Source organism: Catellatospora aurea (assembly GCF_042663325.1).
In the GTDB taxonomy this organism is placed as follows: Bacteria; Actinomycetota; Actinomycetes; order Mycobacteriales; family Micromonosporaceae; genus Catellatospora; species Catellatospora aurea.
In genome coordinates this window covers 55,170-78,076 of sequence record NZ_JBHTAC010000033.1, presented here as the reverse complement: position 1 = coordinate 78,076, position 22,907 = coordinate 55,170, and the positions used below count along the sequence as shown (strand labels likewise).

The window sequence follows — 22,907 nt, the reverse complement described above, 5'->3', positions numbered from 1 at the left end:
CGACACCGGCCACCGGCACGGCGTGCGACACGTACACATCGCACCCGACGGCACCTGGCTCGCCACCACCGCCAACACCTCCCCCTACGACCTCTTCTTCGACACTGGGGACGGCGACCCGGTGGTACAGATCTGGGACCCTCGCACCGGCCAACACCTACACCACCTCGACACCGGCCACCGGCACGGCGCAGGGCAGGTGCACATCGCACCCGACGGCACCTGGCTCGCCACCACCGCCAACACCTCCCGCGGCAGCGGCGACCCGGTGGTACAGATCTGGGACCCCCACACCGGCCAACACCTCCACTACCTCGACACCGGGCACCGGCACGGCGTCAAGCGGATCTATGTCGAACCCGACGGCACCTGGCTGGTCACCGCAGGCGACACGTCGATCGCGATTTGGTCCAGAACATGGAATAACATTGGTCTCGTAAGGCTCGATGGCCAGGTGTTGAACATAGCCGCATACGCCAGAACCATATATCCCGTAGGAAACCGCGGCGTCTACGCTTTCGAAGCAATCCTCGTTTGAACCCCGAAACGCACCTTCCCCGCATACATCTCAGTGCGGCGACGTCTGATCATCGACAAAGCCCGAACAGCTACGCGGATGGATCATCCACCCAGGATTGCCGTCGACCTAGCTCCTGCTCCGGCTGTACCGTACGTATGTGAACGCCACGGACCCGTGGGCCCCGCTGAGCCGCAGGATCGCAGGCCAAGGCCCAGACGCCACCTACCACGATGGCATTCCCAGCTACCTGCGTGACGCGCTGGAGCATTGGGTGGATGACTGCTACCCAGCAGACGGCTACCAGATTCGCCGACTTGAAGGCACGCTGAAGCTACGCCTCCGCGTCGATAGCATTGGTTCCCTGTCCGGCGTATCCGACACCTTTTTACTCGACGTAATCGATGCTCTTCTGGCCTGGGAGGTCGAACCCGGGAAGTGGCGTTTCGACCAACTGAACGAACTGCTAACGGCCGGAGGTGCTGGCTGGCGTATTAGGTCTGACGGCACCGGCCTAGAACGACGGTTGGACGAGACAGTCACACAAGCAGCCGCTACGGCAGTAACGACAGCGGCTGACGATGCAGCCGAGCACCTGCGAGGGGCCTGGAATGGTGCATACGGCCTACACCCAGACCCCGACCGGGCGTACGACGAGGCGGTTCTCGCTGTCGAGGCCGTTGCTTGTCCTCTCGTGTGCCCAGCAAACCCCCGCGGTACCCTCGGCAGGGTGATCGCGGACCTCGGCAACCAACGGGATCAGTGGGCCCTATCAATCGCCAACACCTCGGGACAGCCATCAGCTCCAGGTGCGTTGATCGAGATGCTTAAGGTCCTTTGGCATGGGCAGTCGCGCCATGCAGGCAGCCCGAACTCGCGTCGGCAGACGCAGGCTGAGGCAGAAGCGGCGGTACATCTCGCTGCCACTCTCGTGCAGTGGCTAAACAGCGGCGTGCTTTACAAGCCCTAACTGTTGCAAGGCGTCAACCTGCACCGTAAGGCCCGAGCTTAAGCCAGGGCCCTACAGCGCATCCACCGGCTGGGTAAGGCGGATAGGTGTACGTTTAACCTCACCCCGAAGTGATTGATTACGCTGCCGCGCTTACGACCTGCTGCTGGATTTTGAGATAGCGGCGCAAGTCAATGACATTGTCCTTCCCGGACTTTGCCCTCTTCTCCCGAACGCCGTCCACCTCTATGGAATAGGCTGTGGCAAGCTTTTGCGTGTGGTCAGTTACCAGATTGGCCAGCGATTCCCATAGCTCAGTCGAGAAGTCGACAATAATGTCGCCCTTGTCAGCATATGCCGTCACAGCATCCAAATCAGAAATGAGCCGGCCGATGACACTTGCGTCCAGGTTTCCCGCACGACCGGCTTCCAGATATTCGCACAGCGAGGCGTTGAGGTTAGCGACACACTGAGGTAATTCGCGCTTGGCCGCATTTCTTCGCTTCTTCACGACAAACGCAACTGCGCCTGCAGCAGCCACCGTCGTCAGAACAGCGGCCACGACGCCTGGTGATCTCAGTCTCGCTGCGGCGCGCCGAAATGCCCCATGATTGTTGCTCGCGCTGCCCGCGTCTTTCAAGAGCTTAACGATTCTTCCCGTGACGGCATCACGAACGACCCCTCCGTCCAGGAAAAACTTTCCGGCGGTGATGCCAGCCGCTATCGCTCCAGGCAGTTCGAGTTGTGGCTGAATTACTATTGAGACCATGTTGCCCGAAGTCCTCCTTGCCTTTCACGGGTAGCGCATTACGGTTAAGGCGAAACTCCCGCCGCAGACCATTCAATTAGCAAATGGTTTATTACTTCGTCTGCCGGCAGACCAACCACGTCGGCAAAAAACTCGTCGGTCCCCACCTCAATCGCTGCGCCTTTCAACGGATTCACCACTGATAAACATGCAGGAAGCCGCCGATGTTGCGCGAAGTAAAGAACCGCATAAACAACCATCTGACGCATGTCAACCGATCGAAATGGACGATCAACCGCCTTCACTTCGGACAAGACTATCCCGACGCTGCGCGCTTGAGCAGTAATATCTGGAAGTCCGCCTGAAATCCAACCGATGCCTGGAAGCCGCCTCTCTATCTCAACGGAACCTGGAACCAAGAAGCCTTCGGCGTACTGAGCCATTCTGTGGGCCAAACGCATCGCCATCGTGACTTCGGTCTGGTCTAACGATCCCGGCAGTTCCAATTGATTAGCGACCTGTGCCAACCTGCCTCTGGCACGCGACTCGGCTCTAGCCAAATTCGGACGATCACCGGCCTGAAAATCTGACCATAGATAGAACGCGGTCTCGCTAACCAAAGCATGTCTCTTCGGCCGATGGCTCCACTTGATCGGCGTGTCGAAAGTACGAACGGCGACGTTGGATATGCGAATGAAGTGATCCAACCTAGGCAACACCCGCTGCCAGTATGAAGCGTTAGAGGCCGCGAACCTTTCAGCGCTAGGCATTACAGCGGAATCTCCCGACGGTTCGCTTGAACCCGATCTGCCATCCACTTCTTTGAAATTAGGTCGAACCCATTGACCTGGTCTCGCACCGCGGTACGCCAGTGAGATCCCTCGTCGCCCAGTGAATAGGATGCGAGCAACAGGGCACGTTTAACCCACGGGTGTTGCGACATCCATTGCTTCCGTTTATCCGAGAGCCAGTAGTCAGCGCCCCATCCATACATCAGATAGACAATGTCACGCTGAATGAACGCGGGGGCTTGTGGGAATATTTGAGCGCAAAGAGTAACGTTCTCCTCCGATCCATCGTGCCGTAGTACCCTTAGCGCGTAAGCAAGGTTGATCGGCACCATCAGCCAATATTCACCGGCAGCAACCCGCCGCCGTATCTCGGCAGGAATACGGCGCCTTAGATCCTCCGAGAGATCCGGAAGGATCTCTTCCAGCACTCGCAGAACCACCGGAAGCGCAGGGGCAAGAACGCGAAGGTTGCTAGCCAGCATCTCAGCAGCAGCATCCCGAACATCGGGGGCGAATAGCTTTATGATCTGAGCCAAGCGTTTCACGACCGGAGTATTGACGCGGCTCTTGGCTACTTCCGCCGTTAGCATGCCAATGACGTCAAACTGTTCCACGTCATGGCGAAGGCGCTCATAGTCCTCTTCGGCGGTGTCCGAGTAGGGGTCAAAGCGAAGCGAAAGTCTAAGAAGACGGCGCTCATCCCGTTCACGACCATCCAGACCCTCAGCGTCTTCGGGCAGGAGTAGCGGCGACCGAACAAAGTCTTTGGCCGCCAGCACTCGTGTCTTGTGTCGCTGAAGAGAGAGACCCTCGTTTCTTAGCAAGGATTCGGTCAGGAAGAGCAGGTTGCTATAGGCCTCTTCTTCGCTATGTGCGAATAGCCGGTAATCGTCTGCGTACCGGCAGAAGCGAATCCCGCGGGTCGCGAGAAGGCGATCAACTCGATTAAGCAATAACTCGGACAGGATGCGGGCCGCTGGCCCGCCGACCGGAAGTCCGTACGATACGCCGCCTGAAAACATTCCCAGAAGCTTGTCCACCTTTCCCGGCACATCACCCGCTTGTCCGAGCAATGCCAAGGAATTCTGTAGCCTGTGATGGTAAATCCGTCCGTAAAAGTCAGCAATGTCGCATACTGCGACATACTCGTAATCGGCTGCTACAGCATGAGATGCCTCAGAAAAGCTATTCCAGCCGCCCTGATCAAAGAGCGATCCGCTCTGCACATCTATATTTAGCCTGTATGAGAAGACTGCATTCTGCGATTTCGCTATTCGAGCCGACTCAATCTCGGGCGCAACTTGAAGAACCAGTCCAAGCAGGTACGCATTCCAGATCGGATCGATCTGCGCGACGTTCCTAAATCCTTCGTATGTGATAAGGGACAGGGAACTTTCGATCAGAGGGGGGTGCTTCATAAGCGCATCGTCAAGATTGCCATGCATTGCGGCGAGCAGGTCAACGACTTCCGACTTCCGGTCGTGCAAAATGTGGTTCTCAACCGCAAATGGGAACACGTCCGTATCGCCCCAACGCGATATATTGCGAACTGCAATATCGAAGGCAGCCTTCGGTTTCAGCATCCATCGCTCCGTGAACGTCAACTCGGTGGGGCGTTGTGAAGAATCGGGCATCGGACGCTAGCAGTTACAAGAGTGCTGATAAATACCTGAAACAGGTGGACTTTGGCAGCTAACCGGTTCAGGCACCGGAGTCATGAGCCGCCGCCGCACCGCTGCGAACGGCATGGGGCAGAATGTCGGAGTGCCCGATCCTTCCGCAGAATGGTGGACCACCAGCGATGTGGCCGCCTACCTCGGCGTGCGCGTTGGCACGATCAGCGCGTACCGCGCGAGAGGCCAGATGCCGGAACCAGATATGACGGTTGGCCGCACGCACATGTGGCGTCCAGCCCGCATCGTTGCCTGGCACGAAGCACGACCCCGCCCTGGTGTGGGCGGACGCCCGACACTGAGCGACGACGAGGCTTAGGGGGTGGCTGTGGAAGCCGAATCACAGGGAACCGATACCCGCTGGGTCGTGCACGGGAGCCGGAACGTCTACCGAAGCGAGTGGATCCGGCTGAACATGGCGGACGTCGAACTGCCGGACGGCCAGCGCTTCGAGCACCACACCGTCTGGATGCCAGCTGCAGCGATGACCGCACTGCTAAACGACGAACAGACACATGTGCTGCTGATGTGGCGTCACCGGTTCGTTCCCGACCTGTGGAACTGGGAGCTACCCGGCGGTCTTATCGACCAGGGCGAGGAGCCGGCCGTGACGGCGGCCCGTGAGATCGAGGAGGAGACGGGATACCGGCCGCGGTCGCTGGAGCACCTGGTGACCTTCGAGCCGATGATCGGGATGGTGAACTGCCCGCATCACGTCTTCCTTGGTCGGGGTGCGGAGCGGATCGGCGAGCCGACCGAGACAACCGAGATGGAGCGCATGCAGTGGGTGCCGCTCGCTGAAGTGCCAGAGCTAATCCGCTCAGGTCTGGTCAGCAACTCCGGCACCCTGGTCGCTCTTCTTCACGTCCTTGCCATGAGCGGTCCAAGCGCTACGCAGCCGGCTGGCGACACGACGCACATCAATTGAGGCCGCTGCTGAGCAGGCGGGCAATGCGCTGCTTCTGCCGAACCGACGCCGTGCGGTTGGCTAAGGCCTGCGCCTTGCGCGCCTGCTCGCGCGCCTCGTGGTGTTGACCTCGCACTGAGTACGCCAACGCCAGATCAGTGTGGTGTCCTGCCGTTGCTCTTGCCCATGTCGGATCGAGCGACTCCAACGACGCTGTGAGGTCCTCGACTGCTTCTGTAGCACCAAGACGAGCGAGGCAGTGGCCGCGCCAGCGGCCAAGGTGCGTGCTGTCGAGCATGATGTACGGCAACTCTGCCCGCGTCGGCTGTGCTGGCAAGAGCCGCGCCGCCTCATCGAGTGCCCGCCGTGACGCCAACCCCTCCCCCATCGCAGCCAGCGACTCTGCCTCTGCCGCCCACAGCCACGACCGCATCAGTTCGGGTATCGCTGTGCCGGCTGACTCGCGGGCGTACTGCATGAGCTGCACCGCTTCCCCTCCCCGATCGGCGTCGAGCAGCGCGTACGCCTGCTGCGCCGTCACGTGAGCGAGGATGGCTGGGTCGCCCGATTCCCGCGCGGCGTTCTTCGCGGTTTCGTGGTGTCTCCACGCCTCTGCCGCGTCTCCGAGGTCGAGCGCCTGCCAGCCTGCCAGGGCCGCTGCTTCTGCAGCCGTCGCGCCGAGCGCAGCCCGGTGTGGACCAGGCAGGCTGTGGCTCAACAAGTCGGAAACCTGAATCAGGTGTTGCTCTGATTGCTTCAGCAGGTGAACCGCCCCGAGTCTGCGGTCGAGAACTCGCAGCATCTCCGTCTGCTGCTCCAGCAGCAGGATCAAGCCGGAATCCACGGTTGCGGCACTGTGAAGGCGGTCGATCAGCTCCGGCTCGGTATGGGATTCGCGAACCTCGGCGATCGATTTGCCCGTCGTGAACTCGGCCCCGAACACGGCTCCCATGAGCCCTGCGTAGAAGTCTGAGAACCCGCGGTGACCGGCAGCCCACTGCCTGATCATCCGGCGCAAGCTGTCGTCCGCGGGCAGCTCTACGTTGCGCTCACGTGCGACCCGCCGCAGCTCGTGAATCAAACGAGCGCGGGACCAGCCGCGCGCCTGACACAGATCGTCGATCTCCGTTGCCTGCATCTGTTCCCCCTTGGCAGATCAACATGCCTAACTCTCCGCGCTTTCGCAAGTGCAGCGAGTCCGCATAGGAGTCCCCCGCAGTCCGTGCAAGTCCTCTGTGGCGGGCCGCTTTCCCGGCGGAAGCTGTTCTCAGAAGCAAGTGCCAACGGCGACGGACGCGCCAGCGTCCGGCGACACAACACGTTGCGAAGTACAGACTGAGTCTGTACTCTCGAACCTAGGCCCAGCAGCGCGGAAAGGCCTCGGCTTTGCCGTACCTGCTGGTGACCGCTTGGTCATTGAGAACTACACAGCGACAGGAAAAGGCGCGAGCGAAGCCGCAGCAGCATCCCTGCATTGAGCCACTTGGTGGCCGACCCCGGTAGGTCCCGGGCGAGTGGGGCGAGTGAGCGGATAGCGAGCGCTGATTGCACAGCCCCGACCTTCGTTGCCGGGTTCTGCCTGTTCCGGGGCGCGGCATGGACGCCGCGCCCCGGGCTGGTTTGGGTCCTCGCTCCGCCGGATTCAGGAAGAGGTGGCCGGGATGACTCTCGCCAACCGTGTTCGTGTCTCAATCCGCAGTTCTGCCGCATGGCGCGAGTGCCGCTGCGGCCGCGTGACCTCGCAGCCCGCCGATGACGGCCGCTGCCCCCACCGCTCCACCCGCGCCCGCCGGTCGGCGCGCTGACGGCTTCCGTGGGGCTGGGCTCACCCAGCCCGCGCGGTAGCCGCCAGGGTGGCGGCTCAGCGGTCGATGACCGCAGCAGACGGCCCCGGCAGGGATTGCGCCCCTGCCGGGGCCTGCGCATCCACTCCACCTGCTGAAGGGAAGAGAGCGATGCCTGTTCAGGCTATCGCGTCGGCACCTGCCGACGAGCCAGGCGCTGCCTGGCTGACCACCGAACACCCACTCGCCGCCGTGGCGTCCCGCCACTGTGCCGGCCACGTCCACATCGACCCGGCCGACCTGCTCGGCCACGTCGCCTGCGGGTCGGCATGGGCCAAGGCCCTGACCGACGACCTGCTGCTCGCGATCGAGCACGGCCTGCCCCTCGACATCGAGCCGGACCCGTCCTACATCGACGAGGTGGCGGTACGCCGCGCGATGCGCGGTGAGGAGCTGGAGCTGACCGAGTGCGAGCGGGCCGAGGTGCGCCGCCGTCTGGCCGAGGTCCGTACCCGGCGCAACCGGGGCTACCGGTTCGTGTGCTCCCGCGCTGCTGCGGCACGGCGGGAGGCCAGCTGATGGCACGCACTCGCATCGGCCGTGCGATCGGTGAGGTCGCCCGGCGCCGCAACCGCGGTGAGCTGACCGACCCGCAGGCCAGCGCGCTGACCGCGCGGCTCCGGGACATGCAGCGCGAGGCGATGTACCGCACCGCCCTGGACACCGATGCCGACCCCGGCCACCCGGTGGAGCTGCGGCTGATCGGCGGCTACGCCGACGTGGTCGGCCTGCTGACCGTCCTGGACGAGGCCACGACGCTGATCGAGGTCTCCGACCCGTTCCCGACCAGGCGGGCCTGGCACGTGCGCGTGTACGCCACCTGCGTGCGCCGCTACCCGCTGAGCAGGGGTGCCCGGTGAGGTACTTCGCGAGCGAGCGTGCCCACCAGCTCCGTGACGCGGTCGTCGACATGACGATCCGCTACGGCGGTTCGTCGATGGCGCTGGGGTTCGCGTACGCGGACGGCAGCCACGACGGCAAGCCCGCCAAGCACTGGAAGCGCGCCCGCACCCGGCAGTTCCGCGCATTGCAGCGCCTGTCGCGCGCCCTGCGCGACGTGGAGGTGTCCCGGTGAGCAAGCCCGACACCTGCACCGACCAGCATGCCGCCGACGCGGCCACGGTCGCGCTACTGCGTGCCCTAGAGCGGCACGGCCACGACCGTGCCGTGCTGGCCGACATGTCCGAGCGCGACCAGGCCGCCGTGTTCGCGGCCGAGGCCCGCATCCGCAAGAACCGCTGACCGAGAGGAGCCATAGCCATGACCGCACCTTCCAGCGTCCACCCGCCCACCGTCGCCGCGATGCTCGACGACTTCCACGCCTGGGCCGCCGAGCTGGGCGCGGCCCCGTCGCGCAACGCCACCATGAAGCGGTTCCGCATCGGCGAGATCAAGGCCAACGCACTGCTGTCCACCCTGACCGCCCCCGCCCCCGACGAGCGCCTGACCGACACCACGGCCACGCCGCAGCGGGCCGACACGACCGGTCCGGCCCTGGAGCCGGAGATCACCGAAACGCCGATCATGCCCGAGGCGTCGCCGCAGACGACGGTTGACGTGGCCCCAGGGCCGAAGATCACCGAAGTGGTGCCGCCGCTACCGGTCGCCGACCCGATCCCGGTCGCCGCGCCTCCGCTGCCGGATCCGGTGCCCGCCGAGGTGTCCCCAGTGCTGGCGCAGGCCGCCAAGCTCGACGACGAGCGGGCGCGGCTGGACATCGCCCGGCACGACGAGTTGGCCCGGCGCGCGGCCGAGGCCGAACACCGTATCGCCCTCGGTGATGTGCGTGAGCAGGCCCGCGCGGCCGAGCTCGCGCGTCGGGAGCGGGCACGCGACAGCGCGGACGCGGCGCAGTTGGCGGCGCTGTACCGGCGCGCGGCACGCTCAGGCACCCGCGCTCGACTGCGCGCTCAGATCCAGGGCTCGGCGGAGATGCGGGCGCTGCGCGTGGCCCGCGTCCGGTCGGTCACCCTCATGGCCGGTGTGCCGGTCCTTGTCGCGTTCGCGGCCTGGTCGACGACCGGCGTGCAGGCCGGTGTGGCGCGGCTGCTCGGCCTGACCGGCGGGTCGCCGGGCTGGTGGGCGGCGTGGGCGATGGAGCCCGCGCTGATCGCGATCGTCGGCCTGATCATCATCGGGCGGGCAGTGCTGCGCTCGGCCGGTGGTGACACCGACTGGCGCGCCGACGCCATCGAATGGACCGCGCTAGGCACGTCGCTGGCGCTGAACATAGTCGGTGGCTGGGTGACCGGGGTCGACTGGAGTCAGCAGGTCGGCCCGATGCTGGCGCACTCGGTGGGTCCGATCGGCGCGGCCGGCACGGCGTTCCTGATCGGCCTGTTCGACGGCTACGTCTCCGCCGCCCGCCCCTGGCACGGCGCGCCGAAGCTGGCCGAGATGAACCTCGACCTGGCCACGATCGGGGGCCAGCGATGAGCCGCCTGCGCCCGCACTGGGAGATCGTCACCGACGGCCCGGTCAGGCCCGGTGCGCTAGCGCACCGCTACGCCGGGCACGCCTGGTCGACGACCCGTGTCGTGTTCGGCCGTGACGAGCAGGTCCGCCATCACACGCTGGTCCCGGCCTGCCACACCCCCGAGCCCGAGCAGCCGCCGACCAGCGACGCACGCAGCTACTCGGCGGGATGGGCGCTGCACCGGGGCGCGGTCGCCTGCACCGCGCCGCAGTGCTTCCCCGCCGACAGCGAGGAGCCCAAGCCATGAGCGCGCTGACCGAGGTCGGGCTCGACCTGGGCGGTTTCGCCCGCCCGCGCGTGCCGGTGATGGGTGAGCAGGCCGCGCCCGGCCTGCTCATCGTCCCGGCGGTGAACGCCGAGTACCGCTACAGCGGCGGCTGGTGGCTGGTGCACGCCGAGTCCGGGCGGGTGCTGACCGCCGTGCCGACGTGCGTGCACTGCGCCCGCACCGGCGCCGGGCTGTTGGCCGGGCACGACTGGACCCGCCCGGTGCTGGTGCTGACCGCCGACCCGGCGGTGCAGGCCACCGTCACCGGCGCGCGGTTCGTGGCGCTGGTGCGCGGCTGCGCATCGGCCTACACCTGCGAGATCCCCGAAGGCTGCTGACCGCCTCCGTTCCGGCCAGGGCTCATCACCCCTGGCCGGGAGCGGTGGCCGCCAGACCCGGCGACCTGCCCCGACGCGTCGCGCCCAGCTGGACGCGACGCCTCACCTGAAGGAGCCTGCTCGTGGCTAACGAGACCACCCTGACCCTGGTCGGCAACCTCACCGCCGACCCCGAACTGCGCTACACCCCGGCCGGGGCGGCGCTGTGCAAGTTCACCGTCGCATCCACCCCGCGCAACTACGACAAGGCCAACAGCGAGTGGAAGGACGGCGACCCGCTGTTCATGAACTGCTCGGCCTGGCGAGAGCTGGCCGAGAACATCGCCGAGTCCCTGGCCAAGGGGTCGCGGGTGGTGGTCACCGGCCGGTTGAAGCTCAACCGGTGGAAGACCCCGGAGGGCGAGAACCGCCAGGCGATGCAGCTCGACGTCGAGGAGGTTGGCCCGTCGCTGCGCTACGCGACCGCGCAGGTCAAGAAGCTGACCCGCACCGGCAGCGGTGCGCCGGCCGCGACGGGCGAGGCGGACCCGTGGCAGGCCGACACCAGCGACGAGCCGCCATTCTGATCCGACCGGCCTCCACCGTGCGGGCCGGGCGTACCGGCCCGGCCCGTCGCGGTGGCGGCCCGTCGTGGGTCACGCCGAGAGGGAGGAACGCCGTGCACGACATCGATGACCTGTCCGCGATCGAGGTGCTCGCGTCGCGAGCCGAAGCCAGCGCCACCCGCTACCACGCCACGACCGCGGTTGCCGCGTTCGTGCTGGCCGCCGCCGTCCTGACTTGGGTGTTCGGCGCGCCGTACTGGCTTATCGGAGGCCTGGGCGGGCTGTTCGTGGCCGCCTACCTGGGATCCCGGATCGCCTACCACTGGCACCAGGACGACCTCACCGACCTGCTCGACGCGACGGAGCCCGCCGCGTCCGGTGACGCCGGGCAGTGAGCAGGCGCGGGACACGCCGGCTTCCTCAAACACGCCGTGTCCCGCTCACCCCTTCGCGGAAGGAGCGCACCCAGTATGCCCAGCCCAACCGCCCCGAACCCCGGGGGTGCCTGGTGAGCGAGCAGCAGCCGTGCGGCGTGTGCCCGATGCTGCACGCCGAGATCGCCCGCCAACGCGCCCTGATCGCCCAGCTTCAGCAGTGGTGCACGTGGCTGTCCAACCGTCTGGCCGAGCTGCGCGGCGCGGTCGCCGCCGCAGAAGCCCTGATGCGCAGTGAGGCTGACCGCCCGACGATGCCGCGTGGCCGGCTGCTGACCCAGCTCCACGAACGCCTGATCACCGCCCTTATCGACGCCGACCGGAGGTAGCGCCATGGCACTGACCCCTGTCGTGTTCAACGACGACGACGAACCCACCCGCGTCACCGTGCCCGCCCCGGGCGGCCCGGTCGACGCCGAGTCCTACACCGTCTACCGGCCCGACCTGGGCGCGCCCGTCGACGAGCCCGACAGCGCCGCCGCGACGGTGACGTGGGCGGATGTGACCAGCCGGACCCGGCGCGTGCCCCTGGTTCCGGGGTGGGTGCTGTCGGCCGACACCCGGCGCGCCACGATCCGCGCGCTGGCCAACGATGTGGGCTACTACACGGCGTTCCACGCGCTGCGCGGCCCGAAGTACGGGCTCAAGCTCGCCTTCTACGCCCCGCGCGGCGCATACCGCCTCGTTCGGCGGGCGCTGCGGTGGGCCAGCGCGGAAGAGGGCAACTGGGGGCTGCGCCAGCACGCCGCCGACCACAACGACGCCTACACCTGGCAGTCGCTCAACCGCACCCGCGCCAAGGAGTCCAAGCCCCGCTGGATGCTGCTCGGCGCGGCCGGCACCGCCGCGTGCGCGGCCGGCACGGTCCTGGAGCTGTCCGGGGCGGTCCCGCCGATCGGCTGGTACGCCGCAGCCGCAGCCGCGGTGACCGTCGCCGCGCACGCGGGCAAGCCCGCCGACCGGCCGATCACCGACCGGGTATCGAACACGCCGAAGTTCACCAAGCTCACCGCCGAGCAGGTCCGCGCGGCGCTGGTCGCGGTCAAGCTGCAAGGCCTGAACGACCCCGCCCAGCTCGAATTCCCGACCCCGATCCACCGCGACGGACCGGGCTGGCTGGCCCGGGTGAACCTGCCGCTGGGCGTGGAGGCGGTCAAGGCCATCGAGAAACGCGCCGCGCTGTCCTCGGCGCTGCGCCTGCCCATCGACCAGGTCTGGCCCGCCCCCGGACCCGAACACGCCGGGCAGCTCGACCTGTGGGTCGGCTACCAGCCCGCATCCAAGATGGCCAAGCCCCGCTGGTCGCTGCTGGCCGACGCTGCGGTGACCAGCGTTTTCCGGGAGGAGGAGTTCGGGTCCGACGAGCGCCAGCGACCGGTCAAGACCTCAGGGTTCGCACGCTCGTTCCTCATCGGCGGGCAGCCCGGATCGGGCAAGAGCTACGCCGCCCGCGCGCTGGGGCAGATGTTCGCACTGGACCCCACGGTCGAATTCAAAATCGCAGAGTTCAAGGGCACGGGCGACTTCCTCGACTTCGAACCGCTGTGCTCCACCTACGTCGTCGGGGTCGACGACGAGGCGCTACGCCAGGGCGCGGCGATCCTGTCGTGGGCCCTCGCAGAGGCCGAGCGGCGCGGCAAGCGCATCCTGGCCGCCAAACAGGCCGGACACGCCCCGGAGGGCAAGGTCACACCCGAGCTGGCGCGTAAGCGCGGGTCCGGGCTGCACCCGATCGTCATCATCATCGACGAGGCCCACGAACTGTTCGCCGCGCACAAGGAAGCCGCCGACGACGCGGAGCGGCTGATCAAGCGGGCTCGGGCGCTGGGGATCATCGTGGTCCTGGCCACCCAGATCCCGGACAAGACCAGCCTGCCGCCCAACATCACCCGCTGCGTCACCAACCGCTGGTGCCTGTCCGTGCAAGGCCAGGTCGAAAACGACATGATCCTCGGCACGGGCATGTACAAGCGCGGGGTCACCGGCACCGTCTACAAGCCCGTGGTCGATGCGGGCTGGGGCGTCATGACCGGCGGCCCAGCCCCGGTGTCAGTGCTGTCGCAGTACCCCACCGCCGAGCAGGCCGCATCGATCATCGCCCGCGCCATCACACTGCGCGGCGGCGCACGCCCGGTCGGCGCCGACCTGCCCGAAGCCCGTGACCTGCTCGCCGACCTGCTCAGCGTGTCCGGCGACAACGGCCAGCACTGGGCGGTCGCCGCCCCGGCACTGACCGAGCGGTGGCCGGCCGCATACCCGGCGATCACCGCCGAGGCGCTGTCCGACATGGCACGTGCCCTCGGCGTCCCGTCACAGAGTGTGAAGATTTCCGGCGTCAACCTTCGGGGCTACCGCCGCGATGTGGTGGCAAAGTTCGCCGCCGAACGCGACGCGCACCAGGCTCCGGACAACCAGTAGCGCCACGGGTAGCGGCAGGGGCACAGGTAGCGGCTGCGCTACCCGTGCCGCTACCGCCGATCCTTACCCCTGCCTGCGACGACTGTGACCAGGTAGCGGGTAGCGCCATGCCGAGAACAGGCCCGAAACCCGCCGTGGAGGCCCCTCGTGACACCCGAACTCACCGCTACCCTCACCCTCACCACAGCGACCGGAATCTATGTTCTGCTGTGCTGGGTCCGGCCGTTCCGGCGCTGCCGACCATGCAGTGGAACCGGCGTCCGACGCACCATCCTGCTACGCAACGTGACCACCTGCCGCCGCTGCGGCGGCTCCCGGCTGCGGCTGCGGATCGGCCGCCGCGTGTACAACGCCTTCCACAACGCCAACGCCGAAGCGGCCCGCGCCGCCCGGGCCAAGGACGGTGCCCGATGAGCCTGACCTTCACCGACATCTTCTGCGGCGCCGGAGGCAGCTCCATCGGGCTGACCGCCGCCGGACTGGAACTGACCCTGGCCGCCAACCACTGGCGCACCGCCATCGACACCCACGCCGCGAACTTCCCGCACGCCGAGCACCTGTGCGCCGACGTCAACAACTACGACATGCGCGCCCTACCCCGCACCGACGTGCTGTGGGCGTCGCCGATCTGCACCGAGGCGTCCCCGGCCGGCGGCTCCGCCAAGGCCACCAAAGCCCGACCGCGCCCGCGCGGCCAACTCGACATGTTCGAGACCGGCGGCCACGTCGCCCAGGCCGGGTTCGAGCGCACCCGAGCCACGTTCCACGACGTCATCCGCGCCACCGAGGTCCACCGCTACGCCGCCGTGCTCGTCGAGAACGTGCCCGAGGTCGCCTGGAAGTGGGAGCTGTTCGAGTGGTGGTGCGCCGGGATGCGGCAGCTCGGCTACACCCAGCAGACCGTATGCACCTCCTCGGCCCACATCGGCGGGGACGGCAATCCCTACGCCCCGCAGTGGCGCGACCGCATGTACCTGGTGTTCACCCGCACCGGCATCCCGGCCCCCGACGTCGCACCCCGGCCCCTGGCCTGGTGCGAGCCCTGCGGGGCGGACGTCCACGCGGTACAGGCGTGGAAGGAGACCCCGAAGGTCCGCCAGTTCGGCCGCATCGGCGCATACCGCGAGCAGTACGTCTACCTCTGCCCCAACACCGCCTGCGGACAGGCGCAGGTCGAGCCCTATGTGATGCCCGCCCGCGCCGCCATCGACTGGACCGACGTCGGCGAGCGCATCGGCGACAAGACCAGACCCCTCGCCGCGGCGACCGTCGCGCGTATCCGGCACGGGCTGGACATGTTCACCGACCGGCAGACCCTGATCACGGTCAACCACGGCGACAGCGACAGCCGCGCCCTGCCCATCGACGGCGGTCCGCTGCCGACCCGCACCCTGAAGATCGGCGAGGGGTTCGCCACCCCGCCGATGCTCGTCCCGGCCGGCGGACGCCGCCGGGGTGACCAGGCATGGCCGGTCAACGCCCCGATGCGCACCCGCCTGACCCGCGAGTCCGAAGCCGTGGTCACCCCCGCGCCGTTCCTGACGCTGCTGCGCTCCGGACGGCCCCGCAACACCGACCCCGCCGAACAGCCGTTGGCCACGCTCATGACCTCCGGCAGCAACCACGCCCTCATCGCCCCCGAACCGTTCGTCGCGGTGCTGCGCAACCACGGCACCGCCCACCGTGTCGGCCAGCCGTTCCAGACCATGGCCGCAGGCGGCGGACACCACGCCCTGGTCATCCCCTACCGCAGAGGCAACCGCCCCACCACCACCGACGCCCCGCTGCACACCATGGCCACCCACGACTCCGGCGCGCTGCTTCGCCCAGCCGTGGCCGTGGAGGACTGCTACTTCCGGATGCTCAAACCCCGCGAGCAACTGCGCGCCCAGCGCTTCCCCGACGCCTACACCGTGCACGGCAACGTCTCCGAGCAGACCATGCAGGCCGGAAACGCTGTGTCCGCCAACGTCGCCCAATGGCTCGGCGGCCAGGTCGCCGCCGCCCTCGACTCCCACGTCGCCGCCTGACCCACCGACACGAAGGAGACCAGCCGTGATCCCGCAAATCTACGAAGCCCTCACTGGCAAGCCCTGGATGACCACCACCCTCGACGTCACCACCGACGTCGGCCCCACCATCCGCGCCCGCTACCCCGAACTATTCGCCCTCACCGACCTGGAACTGATGGCGATGACCCCCACCGAAGCCATCGACTACGCCGAGACAATGCGCGAGATCAACGCCGCCCCGACCAACGAACACCGCATGGCCGTGATCGAGGCCTGGGCGCTGACCCTCCGATGAGCCGCCAACACCACCCCAGGACCGGCCGGCCGAATGATCCGCCGGTCCCCACCGCCACCCCGGAGGGCACATGAACAGCACGAGCAGAAGAGTAGAAAGGCCGCCTACAGCGGCACAAATCTCAATCGCGGCCGAGCCGCTGCATGGCTTGCCCACAGGACCACTGCCGAACCCATAGCCCGAGCTAGTCGGTCTTGCCCTTCCTGATCGCAACCTCGATGCGCATCAGTGCCCCGCCGATGAAGAGAATCCCGGCTACAGCCACTTGCCCGACCGGTCCAACATTCGTCGTGAACAGCTTGAGCAGCATGAACAAGGCCACACCGATGCTGAGGCTGCCCAGGATGCCCATGAATGGAGCCAAGGAGGTTTTCACGAAGGCAAGCGTAGGAGCGGCACGCCATCCTCGCTGACCCCGCAACGAGCAGGGGACCACCCCGCGAAGACCCGAACCAAGAGGGGATGGCGGCGGATCGCTCTGATGGAGTCCTCTACGAATCCGTTGATGACTCACTGATGATCTGCCGACCCTCGATCCACGCAGTGTAGCGCGCAATCTCGATTAGCCGGTCGGATCCGGCTACGGCCAGGCGCCCGATCGTTACTAAGGTGCCTGCCAAGTCGCGGAACCAGGCCAAACCCGAGCAATCAGTAAAACGAAGCACGATCAAGCGGCTTTCCATAAAGGCCGTATCGGGAGTCTTCGGAATCCAGTTTGCCCCCGGTCTAACAGCCCCCTTAAAACTCTCCACGTTCAGCAACTTGTCCTCGTAGCTGATGGCGCTGAACAACCCCACCTCGTAAATGGGCAGTGCGGATGCGTTGTGAACGACTAGTCCACTCATCTCGTCGTCCCACCAGAACCCGATGTGGGCAGCTTGCTCGCGCGCCCTTTCCTGAGCCTGGTCCGAGTGAAACTGCTGCGCTATTTCGTCTCTTCGCGACTCAACCTTGAACAGGCGATACGCGACATAACCAGCTATTCCGGCGAGGATCATCCCGCCGAACGAGCCGACGGCATCCAGGACATTCCAGAGGGCTTCCACGCGGCGCACCTTAGCGCCCTACGTCAATGCAACACATCTTGATGGAGGAATTGTGGATACCACTGCCGGAGGACCAGTAAGGCCGCCTGCGGCGGCTCACCCCCTGTTGGCGGCTGCGCTGCGCTACGCCGCCAACGACTGGCCCGTCTTCCTGCTGGGCCGGTCCAAACGGCCTGTAGCGCTCTGTCCGAATTGCGAGACCGCCAGGCGCGAGAAGACACCGCACGACCCGCAGGCGTGCCCGTGCCTGACCTGCCACGGCTTCTACGCCGCCAACACCGACCCGCAGCGCATCGCCGCGATGCTGCGGGCCGTGCCACGCGGCCTACTGGCCATCCGCACCGGTGCCCCGTCCGGGCTGGTCGTGGTCGATGTGGACCACGGACACGGCGGGTTCGCTACGGTGCGCGGCCTGGTCGACCGAGGGCTGACCCCGCCAACCAGATACGTGCGCACCGGGTCCGGTGGGTTGCACCTGTACTACCGCCATCCCGGCATCTACGTGCCCGGCGACCAGGGCAGGCGGCTCGGTCCGGGTGTCGACGTGAAGGCAGACGGCGGGTACGTCGTGGCGCCGCCCTCGCGTCACCCGGTCACCGGTCTGCCCTACACGTTCGCCGACGCCGGGGCGCGAGTGGAGGAGATGGCCCCCGCGCTGATCAGCGAGTGTGTCAAGCCCGTACGGCGCCCGCCAGCCAGCTCCCACACCGGGCCACACCTGCGCGCGCGCAGCGCGGGGGCCATCTCCCATCCCGACCGGCTCATGGGCACGTTGGTCGACCGGATCAGCACAGCCCGCGAAGGCCGCCGACGCGTGACCCTGTACGGCTGCGCCCGCGGTGCCGCCCGCATCGTCGCCGCAGGCCACATGACCAGCACCGACGCCTATAACCGGCTGGTGGCAGCCTGCGACGCCGCAGGCTGGCCCTGGGCCAAGAGCACCCCCAACGCCATCCGAGACGGATTCGCCGCAGAAGGAGTGACACTGTGACCCGACCCGCCAAGAAACCACCCGCCATCGACGGCGCAGCCCTGCTCGACCGCCTCCGGGCCGCCATCGCCCAGTACGTCATCCTGCCCAGCACCGAATCCCTCGACGCCGTGGTCCTATGGATCGCCGCCACCTACGCCCTGCCCGCGTGGGCGTGCGCGCCCCGGCTGGTCATCCGCGCACCGGAGAAGCGCTGCGGCAAATCCCGGCTGCTCGACCTTGTCGAAGCCGCCTGCCACAACCCCCTCATCACCGTCAACGCCAGCCCCGCAGCGGTATATCGGGCAATCGGCACCGACGACCCGCCCACCCTGCTCATCGACGAGTACGACACCATCTTCGGCCCCGCCGCCGCAGGCTCATCCGAAGACCTGCGCGGCCTGCTCAACGCAGGCCACCAGCGCAACCGGCCCGCGCTGCGCTACGACGCCAACACCCAGCGCGTGGAGAAGATCGCCACATTCGCCATGGCCGCCATGGCGGGCATCGGCGCGGCCCCCGACACCATCGAAGACAGGGCCGTGGTCGTACACATGCGCCGCCGCGCCGGCCGCGAGAAAGTCCGCCCCTGGCGCATCATGCGCGACCGCCCCATGGTCGCCGCCCTCGGCGCTGAACTGGCCGAATGGCTCGGCGGGCACCTCGACGTACTGCGTACCGCCGAACCGGTCATGCCGGTGGAGGACCGGGCCGCCGACACCTGGGAACCGCTGATCTCGCTCGCCGACCTCGCCGGAGGTGACTGGCCGATCCGAGCGCGCACCGCAGCGATCACGCTGACCGGGGCGAAGGAGGACAACGCCGCGACCAGCGACCGCGTGCGGCTGCTGACGGACTGCCGCACCGTGTTCACCGCCGCCGACGCCGACGCGCTGCCCACCGCGCAGCTCATCGAACGGCTGCGGGCGCTGGACGAGTCGCCGTGGACGGATTTCACCCCGCACAAGCTGGGCGTGATGCTGCGCGAGTTCGAGATCCGCTCGGCGGGCAACATCCGCTTCCCGACCGGGCAGGCGAAGGGCTACACCCGCGCGTCGTTCGCCGACGCCTGGGACCGCTACTGCACCCCCGATGTCCCGAACAGGCAGGGGGAACCGTCCCAGCCGTCCCAACCGTCCCAGACCAGCTCAGACGCGGGACGGTTCTCCGGCTGGGACGGTTCCAACCGTCCCACCGAAACAACCGTCCCAGGGCTGACCAGCGGTGGGACGGTTGGGACGCTTGGGACGGATACCCCCCGGCTCTACGTCATCGAGGGGGCCAAGTGACCACACCGATGGCCCCTCGACGGAACCTCCGGGCTCGCACCGTGATGTACCGCGCTGCCCTATGTACTCACGGAGCCGAAATCCTGGCTCAGCGCGGCTCTGAGGCTACTTCTGCGCCACTTCCCGTGGCGCTCCGTCCAAAGCAGACAGACAGTCGGGTCGTGACGTTCACCAAGCCGTTCATCAGCACGGAAGAGCTTGCAGCAGTCCTCCAGGTCGATCCGTCCACGGTGAGGCGCTGGAGAACCGCCCAACCTCTGCAAGGCCCCCCGTTCATCAACCTGTCGGAGCGTGTCACCGTTTACAGCACCGAGGATGTCCAGCACTGGCTGACCGCGCGTCGCGTCGTTCCCGGAGCCGCCAAGTGAGCCAGCCCGAGAACCTGCCGATCGGTCTCGACCTGGCCGCTGACATCGAGCATCGGCCCGACAAGCCGAGGGCGTACCGTGCGCGCGTGCGCTGGTGGTCCGAGGGCCAGCGCCGATCCAAGTCAGAGTCCTTCGACGACCTTCCCAGCGCCGAGAAGTGGATCGCCGGACTGCAGCAGAAAGCGAAGGGCGGGGTCAGCCCCGATACGGCGACACTCGACCTGGCCACCTACGGCGAGCGGGTTATGCCACTCGCCATTCGCGGTCTGGAACTGAAGACGCTGGACCCCTACATGGCGGGATGGAAAAGGCGGGTGGTGCCCACTCTCGGGCACCTCCCCACCCGCTCCATCACCAACGGCGTGGTCGACCGCGCGGTGTACGGATGGATCGCCGACGAATGCAGCCGGTCAACCGTCAAGAACAGTCTCGCGATCCTGGTCAGAGTCATGGAGCAGGCCGTACGTGACGGCATCATCGAGCGCAACCCGGCACGTGTCGTCGGCTGGCAGCGCGAGTACCGGCTGGCTGAGGACGAGTTGGACGACCCGCGTTCGCTCGCGCTGCCGAACTGGCAGGCAGTCGCGACTCTCGCCGACGCCCTCGTGAAACGGTCTCTCGGACGCTTTGCGGGTTGGGGCGAAGTCGTCAAGTTCGCCGCCGGCACCGCGGCTCGGATCGGAGAGGTGTCCGGCGTACGCAAGGCGGACATCGACCGAGAAACGTGGATCTGGACCGTGCGCCGTCAGACGACGGCGGCGCCGGGCGGCCTGGTCGACAAAGGGACCAAGGGCAAGCGGGCACGCCGAGTCCCGATCATCGAGGAGATCCGGCCGCTGGTCGCGGCTCGCATGGATTCGGCCGACGAGGACGAAGCGCGCCTGTTCACCGGCCCGCGCGGTGGCCGGATCACCACGGCGGTGCTCCGGGACGCAACACACTGGGACGACGTAGTAAAGGAGCTGGGGTTCGAGCACTTACGCCGACACGACCTACGGCACACCGGCCTCACGTGGATGGCGGACGCGGGCGTGCCCGTTCATGTCCTCCGCAAGATCGCAGGGCACGGCTCGCTCACCACGACACAGCGCTACCTACACCCCGACAGGCGGGCGATCGACGCTGCCGGAGCGTCACTCAGCGCGCATCTGGGAAGTGTCGCGATGGTGTCGTGGTCCCCAACTGGTCCCCCAGCGATCATGACCGGCTCTCACTGACAGCACCGACCACCTAATAGAGCAAGGGCCTTGAACAGCAGAAATGCTGGTCAAGGCCCTTGTCTTCGCACCGTCGGGCTGGCCGGATTCGAACCGACGACCCCTTGACCCCCAGTCAAGTGCGCTACCAAGCTGCGCTACAGCCCGTTGCCGAGATGATCTCTCACCGCGGCAGCCCGTACAGCGTAGCGCACTCTGACAGGTGCTGCGCACACGGCCCCCGTGTCCGTTTCATGCCGGTTCTGCTGGATGATTCAGCCCGCTTTGTCTAGACCATCCTAGGAACCTGCCTCACCGGAACCACCAGAAGGCCGCCGACTCCGGCCGCAGTGCCGGAAGCGCCCTTTCCCCGAGTACAACGGCCAACAGGCCCCACAAACCATGATCAGGGCCGTTCGGCGCTGTGAGCGCCATTCGGCATCTGTTCAGGGAGCGGCTCTGCTCCCCTTTTTGCTCCCGCTCTCCCCGGCACCTTGTCGACGTGGACGGCTGAGGGGCACCGGTAGGCCGGATGGGCCTGGACGTGAAAGGTGCCGGACCGCCCAACGGTCCGGCACCTTTCACGGTCGGTGTGGTGGGGTCGGAACTCAGTCATGCCTGGCGCCGCGGCGGGTCTGCTTGGCGGCCAGGGTGTTGACAGTGAGGGTGAAGGCGGGGCAGCCGTTGGCGTACCAGCGGCGCTGCAGTCCGTCGACGATCGCCTGCTCCATCACGGGGGTGGTGTGGCTGTCGACGCCTCGCACGCCTTCGAGCTGGTGACCGAGGCGGTCGCACTGAGCGACCTCGGGAATGTTGTCCTCGATCATCCAGGTCTTGTGAGTGTGGCGCATGTCGGGCAGGTGGACTCCACGGACCATCCGATGCGCCGCCGGCATCCGTGGCCCGCGCCACGGCTGCTCGCCACGTGCGGCCGAAGGTGCCGCGCCGTTGCGGCGCTCCACTGCCCCCGTGAACCGCTCCGGTGTCTGTGGAGTCCTCAGACTGTGACCAGCTTGCGCTGGTCGGGCAGGTGGTGAGCGTAGAACATCGATTCGTACTCGGCTGGCGGGAGGTAGCCGGTGGCCGAGTGCAGGCGGTGGTGGTTGTGCCAGTCGATCCATTCGGCGGTGGCCAGTTCGACTTGGGCCAGGGTGCGCCAGGGCCGCCTCGGTTTGATCAGTTCGGTCTTGTGGAGGTCGATCGTGGACTCCATGAGGGTGTTGTCGAGGGCGTCGCCGACGGCGCCGATGGAGGCGTCGATGCCGGCGTCGATCAGATGGGTCGTGAAGCGGAAGGACGTGTACTGTGCGACCCGGCGTCGCTGTGATGAATGAGCCCTGGCGCCACGGCCCGGCCGTCGCGGTCGCGTTGGCAAACGCAGCCACCATTGTCCGCAACACGTCCGGGTTGCCTTGCTCGGCCTGCTGGCGAAGCCAGCCGGCAGCGTCCAGACTCTGAAGTGCGGTCATCGGATACTCCTGATCGCTCAAGACTTTGGTCGGTCTGAGGATCAATCCGATGGCCGTCTATCTTGTTACGCCCGAGTCCAAGACCCGGCCGCTGCTACACCACGTCTATGGACGCAACCGAAGCCCGCCCCACCCACACCGGTGCCGCACTCACGAACAACGGCTGGCTCGCCGGTATCCCAGCACCACACCGATCAGGTCGGTTCCGGCGATGCTGGAACCGACCTGATCGGTGTGCCTATTCCGCCAGCGTGCCATGAGGTCCAGGTCCAGGTCCGCAATTGCCGGCCATTCCAGGACGGCGCATGGCGTTGTGATCGGCGGCGGCGGCCGCGCCTGCATGGTGAGTGCGGT

Annotated in this window: 29 protein-coding genes and 1 tRNA gene; 21 read left to right on the top strand and 9 right to left on the bottom strand. The window is 66.9% G+C overall.

What is annotated here, in order from left to right; genetic code table 11:
- On the top strand, window positions 1-538 hold a 538-nt coding region (locus ACFQO7_RS26610; protein WP_376808933.1), incomplete at its 5' end, for a WD40 repeat domain-containing protein.
- A 139-nt stretch (window positions 539-677) separates the two neighbouring features.
- The gene (locus ACFQO7_RS26605) at window positions 678-1,487 is read left to right on the top strand and encodes a hypothetical protein (RefSeq protein ID WP_376808932.1); all 810 of its coding nucleotides are present in this window, start codon (window positions 678-680) and stop codon (window positions 1,485-1,487) included.
- 118 nt (window positions 1,488-1,605) lie between these two features.
- On the opposite strand, the gene ACFQO7_RS26600 is transcribed toward ACFQO7_RS26605, so the two are convergent.
- The 3 genes from ACFQO7_RS26600 to ACFQO7_RS26590 form a co-directional block, all read right to left on the bottom strand.
- The gene (locus tag ACFQO7_RS26600; RefSeq protein ID WP_376808931.1) at window positions 1,606-2,235 is read right to left on the bottom strand and encodes a hypothetical protein; all 630 of its coding nucleotides are present in this window, start codon (window positions 2,233-2,235) and stop codon (window positions 1,606-1,608) included.
- Window positions 2,236-2,279: 44 nt separating this feature from the next.
- Window positions 2,280-2,921, bottom strand: coding sequence for a hypothetical protein (locus ACFQO7_RS26595; RefSeq protein WP_376808930.1), 642 nt, complete (start codon window positions 2,919-2,921; stop codon window positions 2,280-2,282).
- Window positions 2,922-2,983: 62 nt separating this feature from the next.
- Complete coding sequence (locus ACFQO7_RS26590) at window positions 2,984-4,588, bottom strand: RNA-directed DNA polymerase (protein ID WP_376808929.1); 1,605 nt, start codon at window positions 4,586-4,588, stop codon at window positions 2,984-2,986.
- A gap of 412 nt (window positions 4,589-5,000) precedes the next feature.
- On the opposite strand from ACFQO7_RS26590, the gene ACFQO7_RS26585 reads away from it, so the two are divergent.
- Window positions 5,001-5,606, top strand: coding sequence for an NUDIX hydrolase (locus ACFQO7_RS26585; RefSeq protein WP_376808928.1), 606 nt, complete (start codon window positions 5,001-5,003; stop codon window positions 5,604-5,606).
- Here the strand turns inward: ACFQO7_RS26585 and ACFQO7_RS26580 are convergent.
- A complete protein-coding gene (locus ACFQO7_RS26580) occupies window positions 5,599-6,723 on the bottom strand; it encodes a tetratricopeptide repeat protein (RefSeq protein ID WP_376808927.1) in 1,125 nt (374 codons plus the stop codon). The genes ACFQO7_RS26585 and ACFQO7_RS26580 overlap by 8 nt on opposite strands.
- 817 nt (window positions 6,724-7,540) lie before the next feature.
- Here ACFQO7_RS26580 and ACFQO7_RS26575 point away from each other — a divergent pair.
- The 14 genes from ACFQO7_RS26575 (at window position 7,541) to ACFQO7_RS26510 (ending at window position 16,215) form a co-directional block, all read left to right on the top strand.
- Window positions 7,541-7,948 (top strand): hypothetical protein, encoded by a 408-nt coding sequence (locus ACFQO7_RS26575; protein WP_376808926.1) that lies wholly within the window; start codon window positions 7,541-7,543, stop codon window positions 7,946-7,948.
- Window positions 7,948-8,289: a hypothetical protein gene (locus ACFQO7_RS26570; RefSeq protein WP_376808925.1), complete on the top strand. Its 342-nt coding sequence runs from the start codon at window positions 7,948-7,950 to the stop codon at window positions 8,287-8,289. Before ACFQO7_RS26575 ends, ACFQO7_RS26570 begins: the two co-directional genes overlap by 1 nt.
- Complete coding sequence (locus tag ACFQO7_RS26565) at window positions 8,286-8,504, top strand: hypothetical protein (protein WP_376808924.1); 219 nt, start codon at window positions 8,286-8,288, stop codon at window positions 8,502-8,504. Before ACFQO7_RS26570 ends, ACFQO7_RS26565 begins: the two co-directional genes overlap by 4 nt.
- A complete protein-coding gene (locus ACFQO7_RS26560) occupies window positions 8,501-8,671 on the top strand; it encodes a hypothetical protein (RefSeq protein ID WP_376808923.1) in 171 nt (56 codons plus the stop codon). Before ACFQO7_RS26565 ends, ACFQO7_RS26560 begins: the two co-directional genes overlap by 4 nt.
- Window positions 8,672-8,689: 18 nt before the next feature.
- Entirely contained in the window at window positions 8,690-9,865 is a 1,176-nt protein-coding gene (locus ACFQO7_RS26555) for a hypothetical protein (RefSeq protein WP_376808922.1), read from the top strand.
- On the top strand, window positions 9,862-10,152 hold the full coding sequence (locus ACFQO7_RS26550) for a hypothetical protein (protein ID WP_376808921.1): 291 nt from the start codon (window positions 9,862-9,864) through the stop codon (window positions 10,150-10,152). Before ACFQO7_RS26555 ends, ACFQO7_RS26550 begins: the two co-directional genes overlap by 4 nt.
- Entirely contained in the window at window positions 10,149-10,511 is a 363-nt protein-coding gene (locus tag ACFQO7_RS26545; RefSeq protein WP_376808920.1) for a hypothetical protein, read from the top strand. The genes ACFQO7_RS26550 and ACFQO7_RS26545 overlap by 4 nt, the downstream gene beginning before the upstream one ends.
- A 122-nt stretch (window positions 10,512-10,633) precedes the next feature.
- Window positions 10,634-11,077 carry a single-stranded DNA-binding protein gene (locus ACFQO7_RS26540; RefSeq protein ID WP_376808919.1) on the top strand — a complete coding sequence of 148 codons (444 nt, stop codon included), beginning with the start codon at window positions 10,634-10,636 and terminating at the stop codon, window positions 11,075-11,077.
- A gap of 92 nt (window positions 11,078-11,169) precedes the next feature.
- The gene (locus tag ACFQO7_RS26535; protein WP_376808918.1) at window positions 11,170-11,451 is read left to right on the top strand and encodes a hypothetical protein; all 282 of its coding nucleotides are present in this window, start codon (window positions 11,170-11,172) and stop codon (window positions 11,449-11,451) included.
- 113 nt (window positions 11,452-11,564) lie between these two features.
- Window positions 11,565-11,819, top strand: coding sequence for a hypothetical protein (locus ACFQO7_RS26530; protein WP_376808917.1), 255 nt, complete (start codon window positions 11,565-11,567; stop codon window positions 11,817-11,819).
- Between the two features lie 4 nt (window positions 11,820-11,823).
- Window positions 11,824-13,908 (top strand): cell division protein FtsK, encoded by a 2,085-nt coding sequence (locus ACFQO7_RS26525; protein WP_376808916.1) that lies wholly within the window; start codon window positions 11,824-11,826, stop codon window positions 13,906-13,908.
- A 285-nt stretch (window positions 13,909-14,193) separates the two neighbouring features.
- Window positions 14,194-14,322 carry a hypothetical protein gene (locus ACFQO7_RS26520; protein ID WP_376808915.1) on the top strand — a complete coding sequence of 43 codons (129 nt, stop codon included), beginning with the start codon at window positions 14,194-14,196 and terminating at the stop codon, window positions 14,320-14,322.
- Window positions 14,319-15,938: a DNA cytosine methyltransferase gene (locus ACFQO7_RS26515; protein WP_376808914.1), complete on the top strand. Its 1,620-nt coding sequence runs from the start codon at window positions 14,319-14,321 to the stop codon at window positions 15,936-15,938. The genes ACFQO7_RS26520 and ACFQO7_RS26515 overlap by 4 nt, the downstream gene beginning before the upstream one ends.
- Window positions 15,939-15,963: 25 nt before the next feature.
- Complete coding sequence (locus ACFQO7_RS26510) at window positions 15,964-16,215, top strand: hypothetical protein (protein ID WP_376808913.1); 252 nt, start codon at window positions 15,964-15,966, stop codon at window positions 16,213-16,215.
- Window positions 16,216-16,399: 184 nt separating this feature from the next.
- Here the strand turns inward: ACFQO7_RS26510 and ACFQO7_RS26505 are convergent, their stop codons facing one another.
- Window positions 16,400-16,591 (bottom strand): hypothetical protein, encoded by a 192-nt coding sequence (locus ACFQO7_RS26505; RefSeq protein ID WP_376808912.1) that lies wholly within the window; start codon window positions 16,589-16,591, stop codon window positions 16,400-16,402.
- Window positions 16,592-16,706: 115 nt separating this feature from the next.
- Entirely contained in the window at window positions 16,707-17,261 is a 555-nt protein-coding gene (locus ACFQO7_RS26500) for a hypothetical protein (RefSeq protein WP_376808911.1), read from the bottom strand.
- A gap of 106 nt (window positions 17,262-17,367) precedes the next feature.
- On the opposite strand from ACFQO7_RS26500, the gene ACFQO7_RS26495 reads away from it, so the two are divergent.
- The 4 genes from ACFQO7_RS26495 (at window position 17,368) to ACFQO7_RS26480 (ending at window position 21,105) form a co-directional block, all read left to right on the top strand.
- Entirely contained in the window at window positions 17,368-18,252 is an 885-nt protein-coding gene (locus tag ACFQO7_RS26495; RefSeq protein WP_376808910.1) for a bifunctional DNA primase/polymerase, read from the top strand.
- The gene (locus tag ACFQO7_RS26490) at window positions 18,249-19,520 is read left to right on the top strand and encodes a DUF3631 domain-containing protein (RefSeq protein ID WP_376808909.1); all 1,272 of its coding nucleotides are present in this window, start codon (window positions 18,249-18,251) and stop codon (window positions 19,518-19,520) included. Before ACFQO7_RS26495 ends, ACFQO7_RS26490 begins: the two co-directional genes overlap by 4 nt.
- A 161-nt stretch (window positions 19,521-19,681) precedes the next feature.
- Complete coding sequence (locus ACFQO7_RS26485) at window positions 19,682-19,888, top strand: helix-turn-helix transcriptional regulator (protein WP_376808908.1); 207 nt, start codon at window positions 19,682-19,684, stop codon at window positions 19,886-19,888.
- Window positions 19,885-21,105, top strand: coding sequence for a tyrosine-type recombinase/integrase (locus ACFQO7_RS26480; protein ID WP_376808907.1), 1,221 nt, complete (start codon window positions 19,885-19,887; stop codon window positions 21,103-21,105). The genes ACFQO7_RS26485 and ACFQO7_RS26480 overlap by 4 nt, the downstream gene beginning before the upstream one ends.
- A 73-nt stretch (window positions 21,106-21,178) precedes the next feature.
- Here ACFQO7_RS26480 and ACFQO7_RS26475 read toward each other — a convergent pair.
- From ACFQO7_RS26475 to ACFQO7_RS26465, 3 genes are all read right to left on the bottom strand, one after another.
- A tRNA-Pro gene (locus ACFQO7_RS26475) sits at window positions 21,179-21,252 on the bottom strand.
- Window positions 21,253-21,692: 440 nt separating this feature from the next.
- The gene (locus ACFQO7_RS26470) at window positions 21,693-21,962 is read right to left on the bottom strand and encodes a site-specific integrase (RefSeq protein ID WP_376808906.1); all 270 of its coding nucleotides are present in this window, start codon (window positions 21,960-21,962) and stop codon (window positions 21,693-21,695) included.
- 119 nt (window positions 21,963-22,081) lie between these two features.
- A complete protein-coding gene (locus ACFQO7_RS26465) occupies window positions 22,082-22,459 on the bottom strand; it encodes an integrase core domain-containing protein (RefSeq protein ID WP_376808905.1) in 378 nt (125 codons plus the stop codon).
- Between the last annotated feature and the right edge of the window lie 448 nt (window positions 22,460-22,907).

Excerpts from the sequence above, each read along its gene's own strand:
- ACFQO7_RS26600 (WP_376808931.1), bottom strand. The coding sequence starts at position 2,235 with ATGGTCTCAATAGTAATTCAGCCACAACTCGAACTGCCTGGAGCGATA.
- ACFQO7_RS26590 (WP_376808929.1), bottom strand. The coding sequence starts at position 4,588 with ATGCTGAAACCGAAGGCTGCCTTCGATATTGCAGTTCGCAATATATCG.
- ACFQO7_RS26580 (WP_376808927.1), bottom strand. The coding sequence starts at position 6,723 with ATGCAGGCAACGGAGATCGACGATCTGTGTCAGGCGCGCGGCTGGTCC.
- ACFQO7_RS26575 (WP_376808926.1), top strand. The coding sequence starts at position 7,541 with ATGCCTGTTCAGGCTATCGCGTCGGCACCTGCCGACGAGCCAGGCGCT.
- ACFQO7_RS26570 (WP_376808925.1), top strand. The coding sequence starts at position 7,948 with ATGGCACGCACTCGCATCGGCCGTGCGATCGGTGAGGTCGCCCGGCGC.
- ACFQO7_RS26555 (WP_376808922.1), top strand. The coding sequence starts at position 8,690 with ATGACCGCACCTTCCAGCGTCCACCCGCCCACCGTCGCCGCGATGCTC.
- ACFQO7_RS26550 (WP_376808921.1), top strand. The coding sequence starts at position 9,862 with ATGAGCCGCCTGCGCCCGCACTGGGAGATCGTCACCGACGGCCCGGTC.
- ACFQO7_RS26545 (WP_376808920.1), top strand. The coding sequence starts at position 10,149 with ATGAGCGCGCTGACCGAGGTCGGGCTCGACCTGGGCGGTTTCGCCCGC.
- ACFQO7_RS26525 (WP_376808916.1), top strand. The coding sequence starts at position 11,824 with ATGGCACTGACCCCTGTCGTGTTCAACGACGACGACGAACCCACCCGC.
- ACFQO7_RS26515 (WP_376808914.1), top strand. The coding sequence starts at position 14,319 with ATGAGCCTGACCTTCACCGACATCTTCTGCGGCGCCGGAGGCAGCTCC.
- ACFQO7_RS26470 (WP_376808906.1), bottom strand. The coding sequence starts at position 21,962 with ATGGTCCGTGGAGTCCACCTGCCCGACATGCGCCACACTCACAAGACC.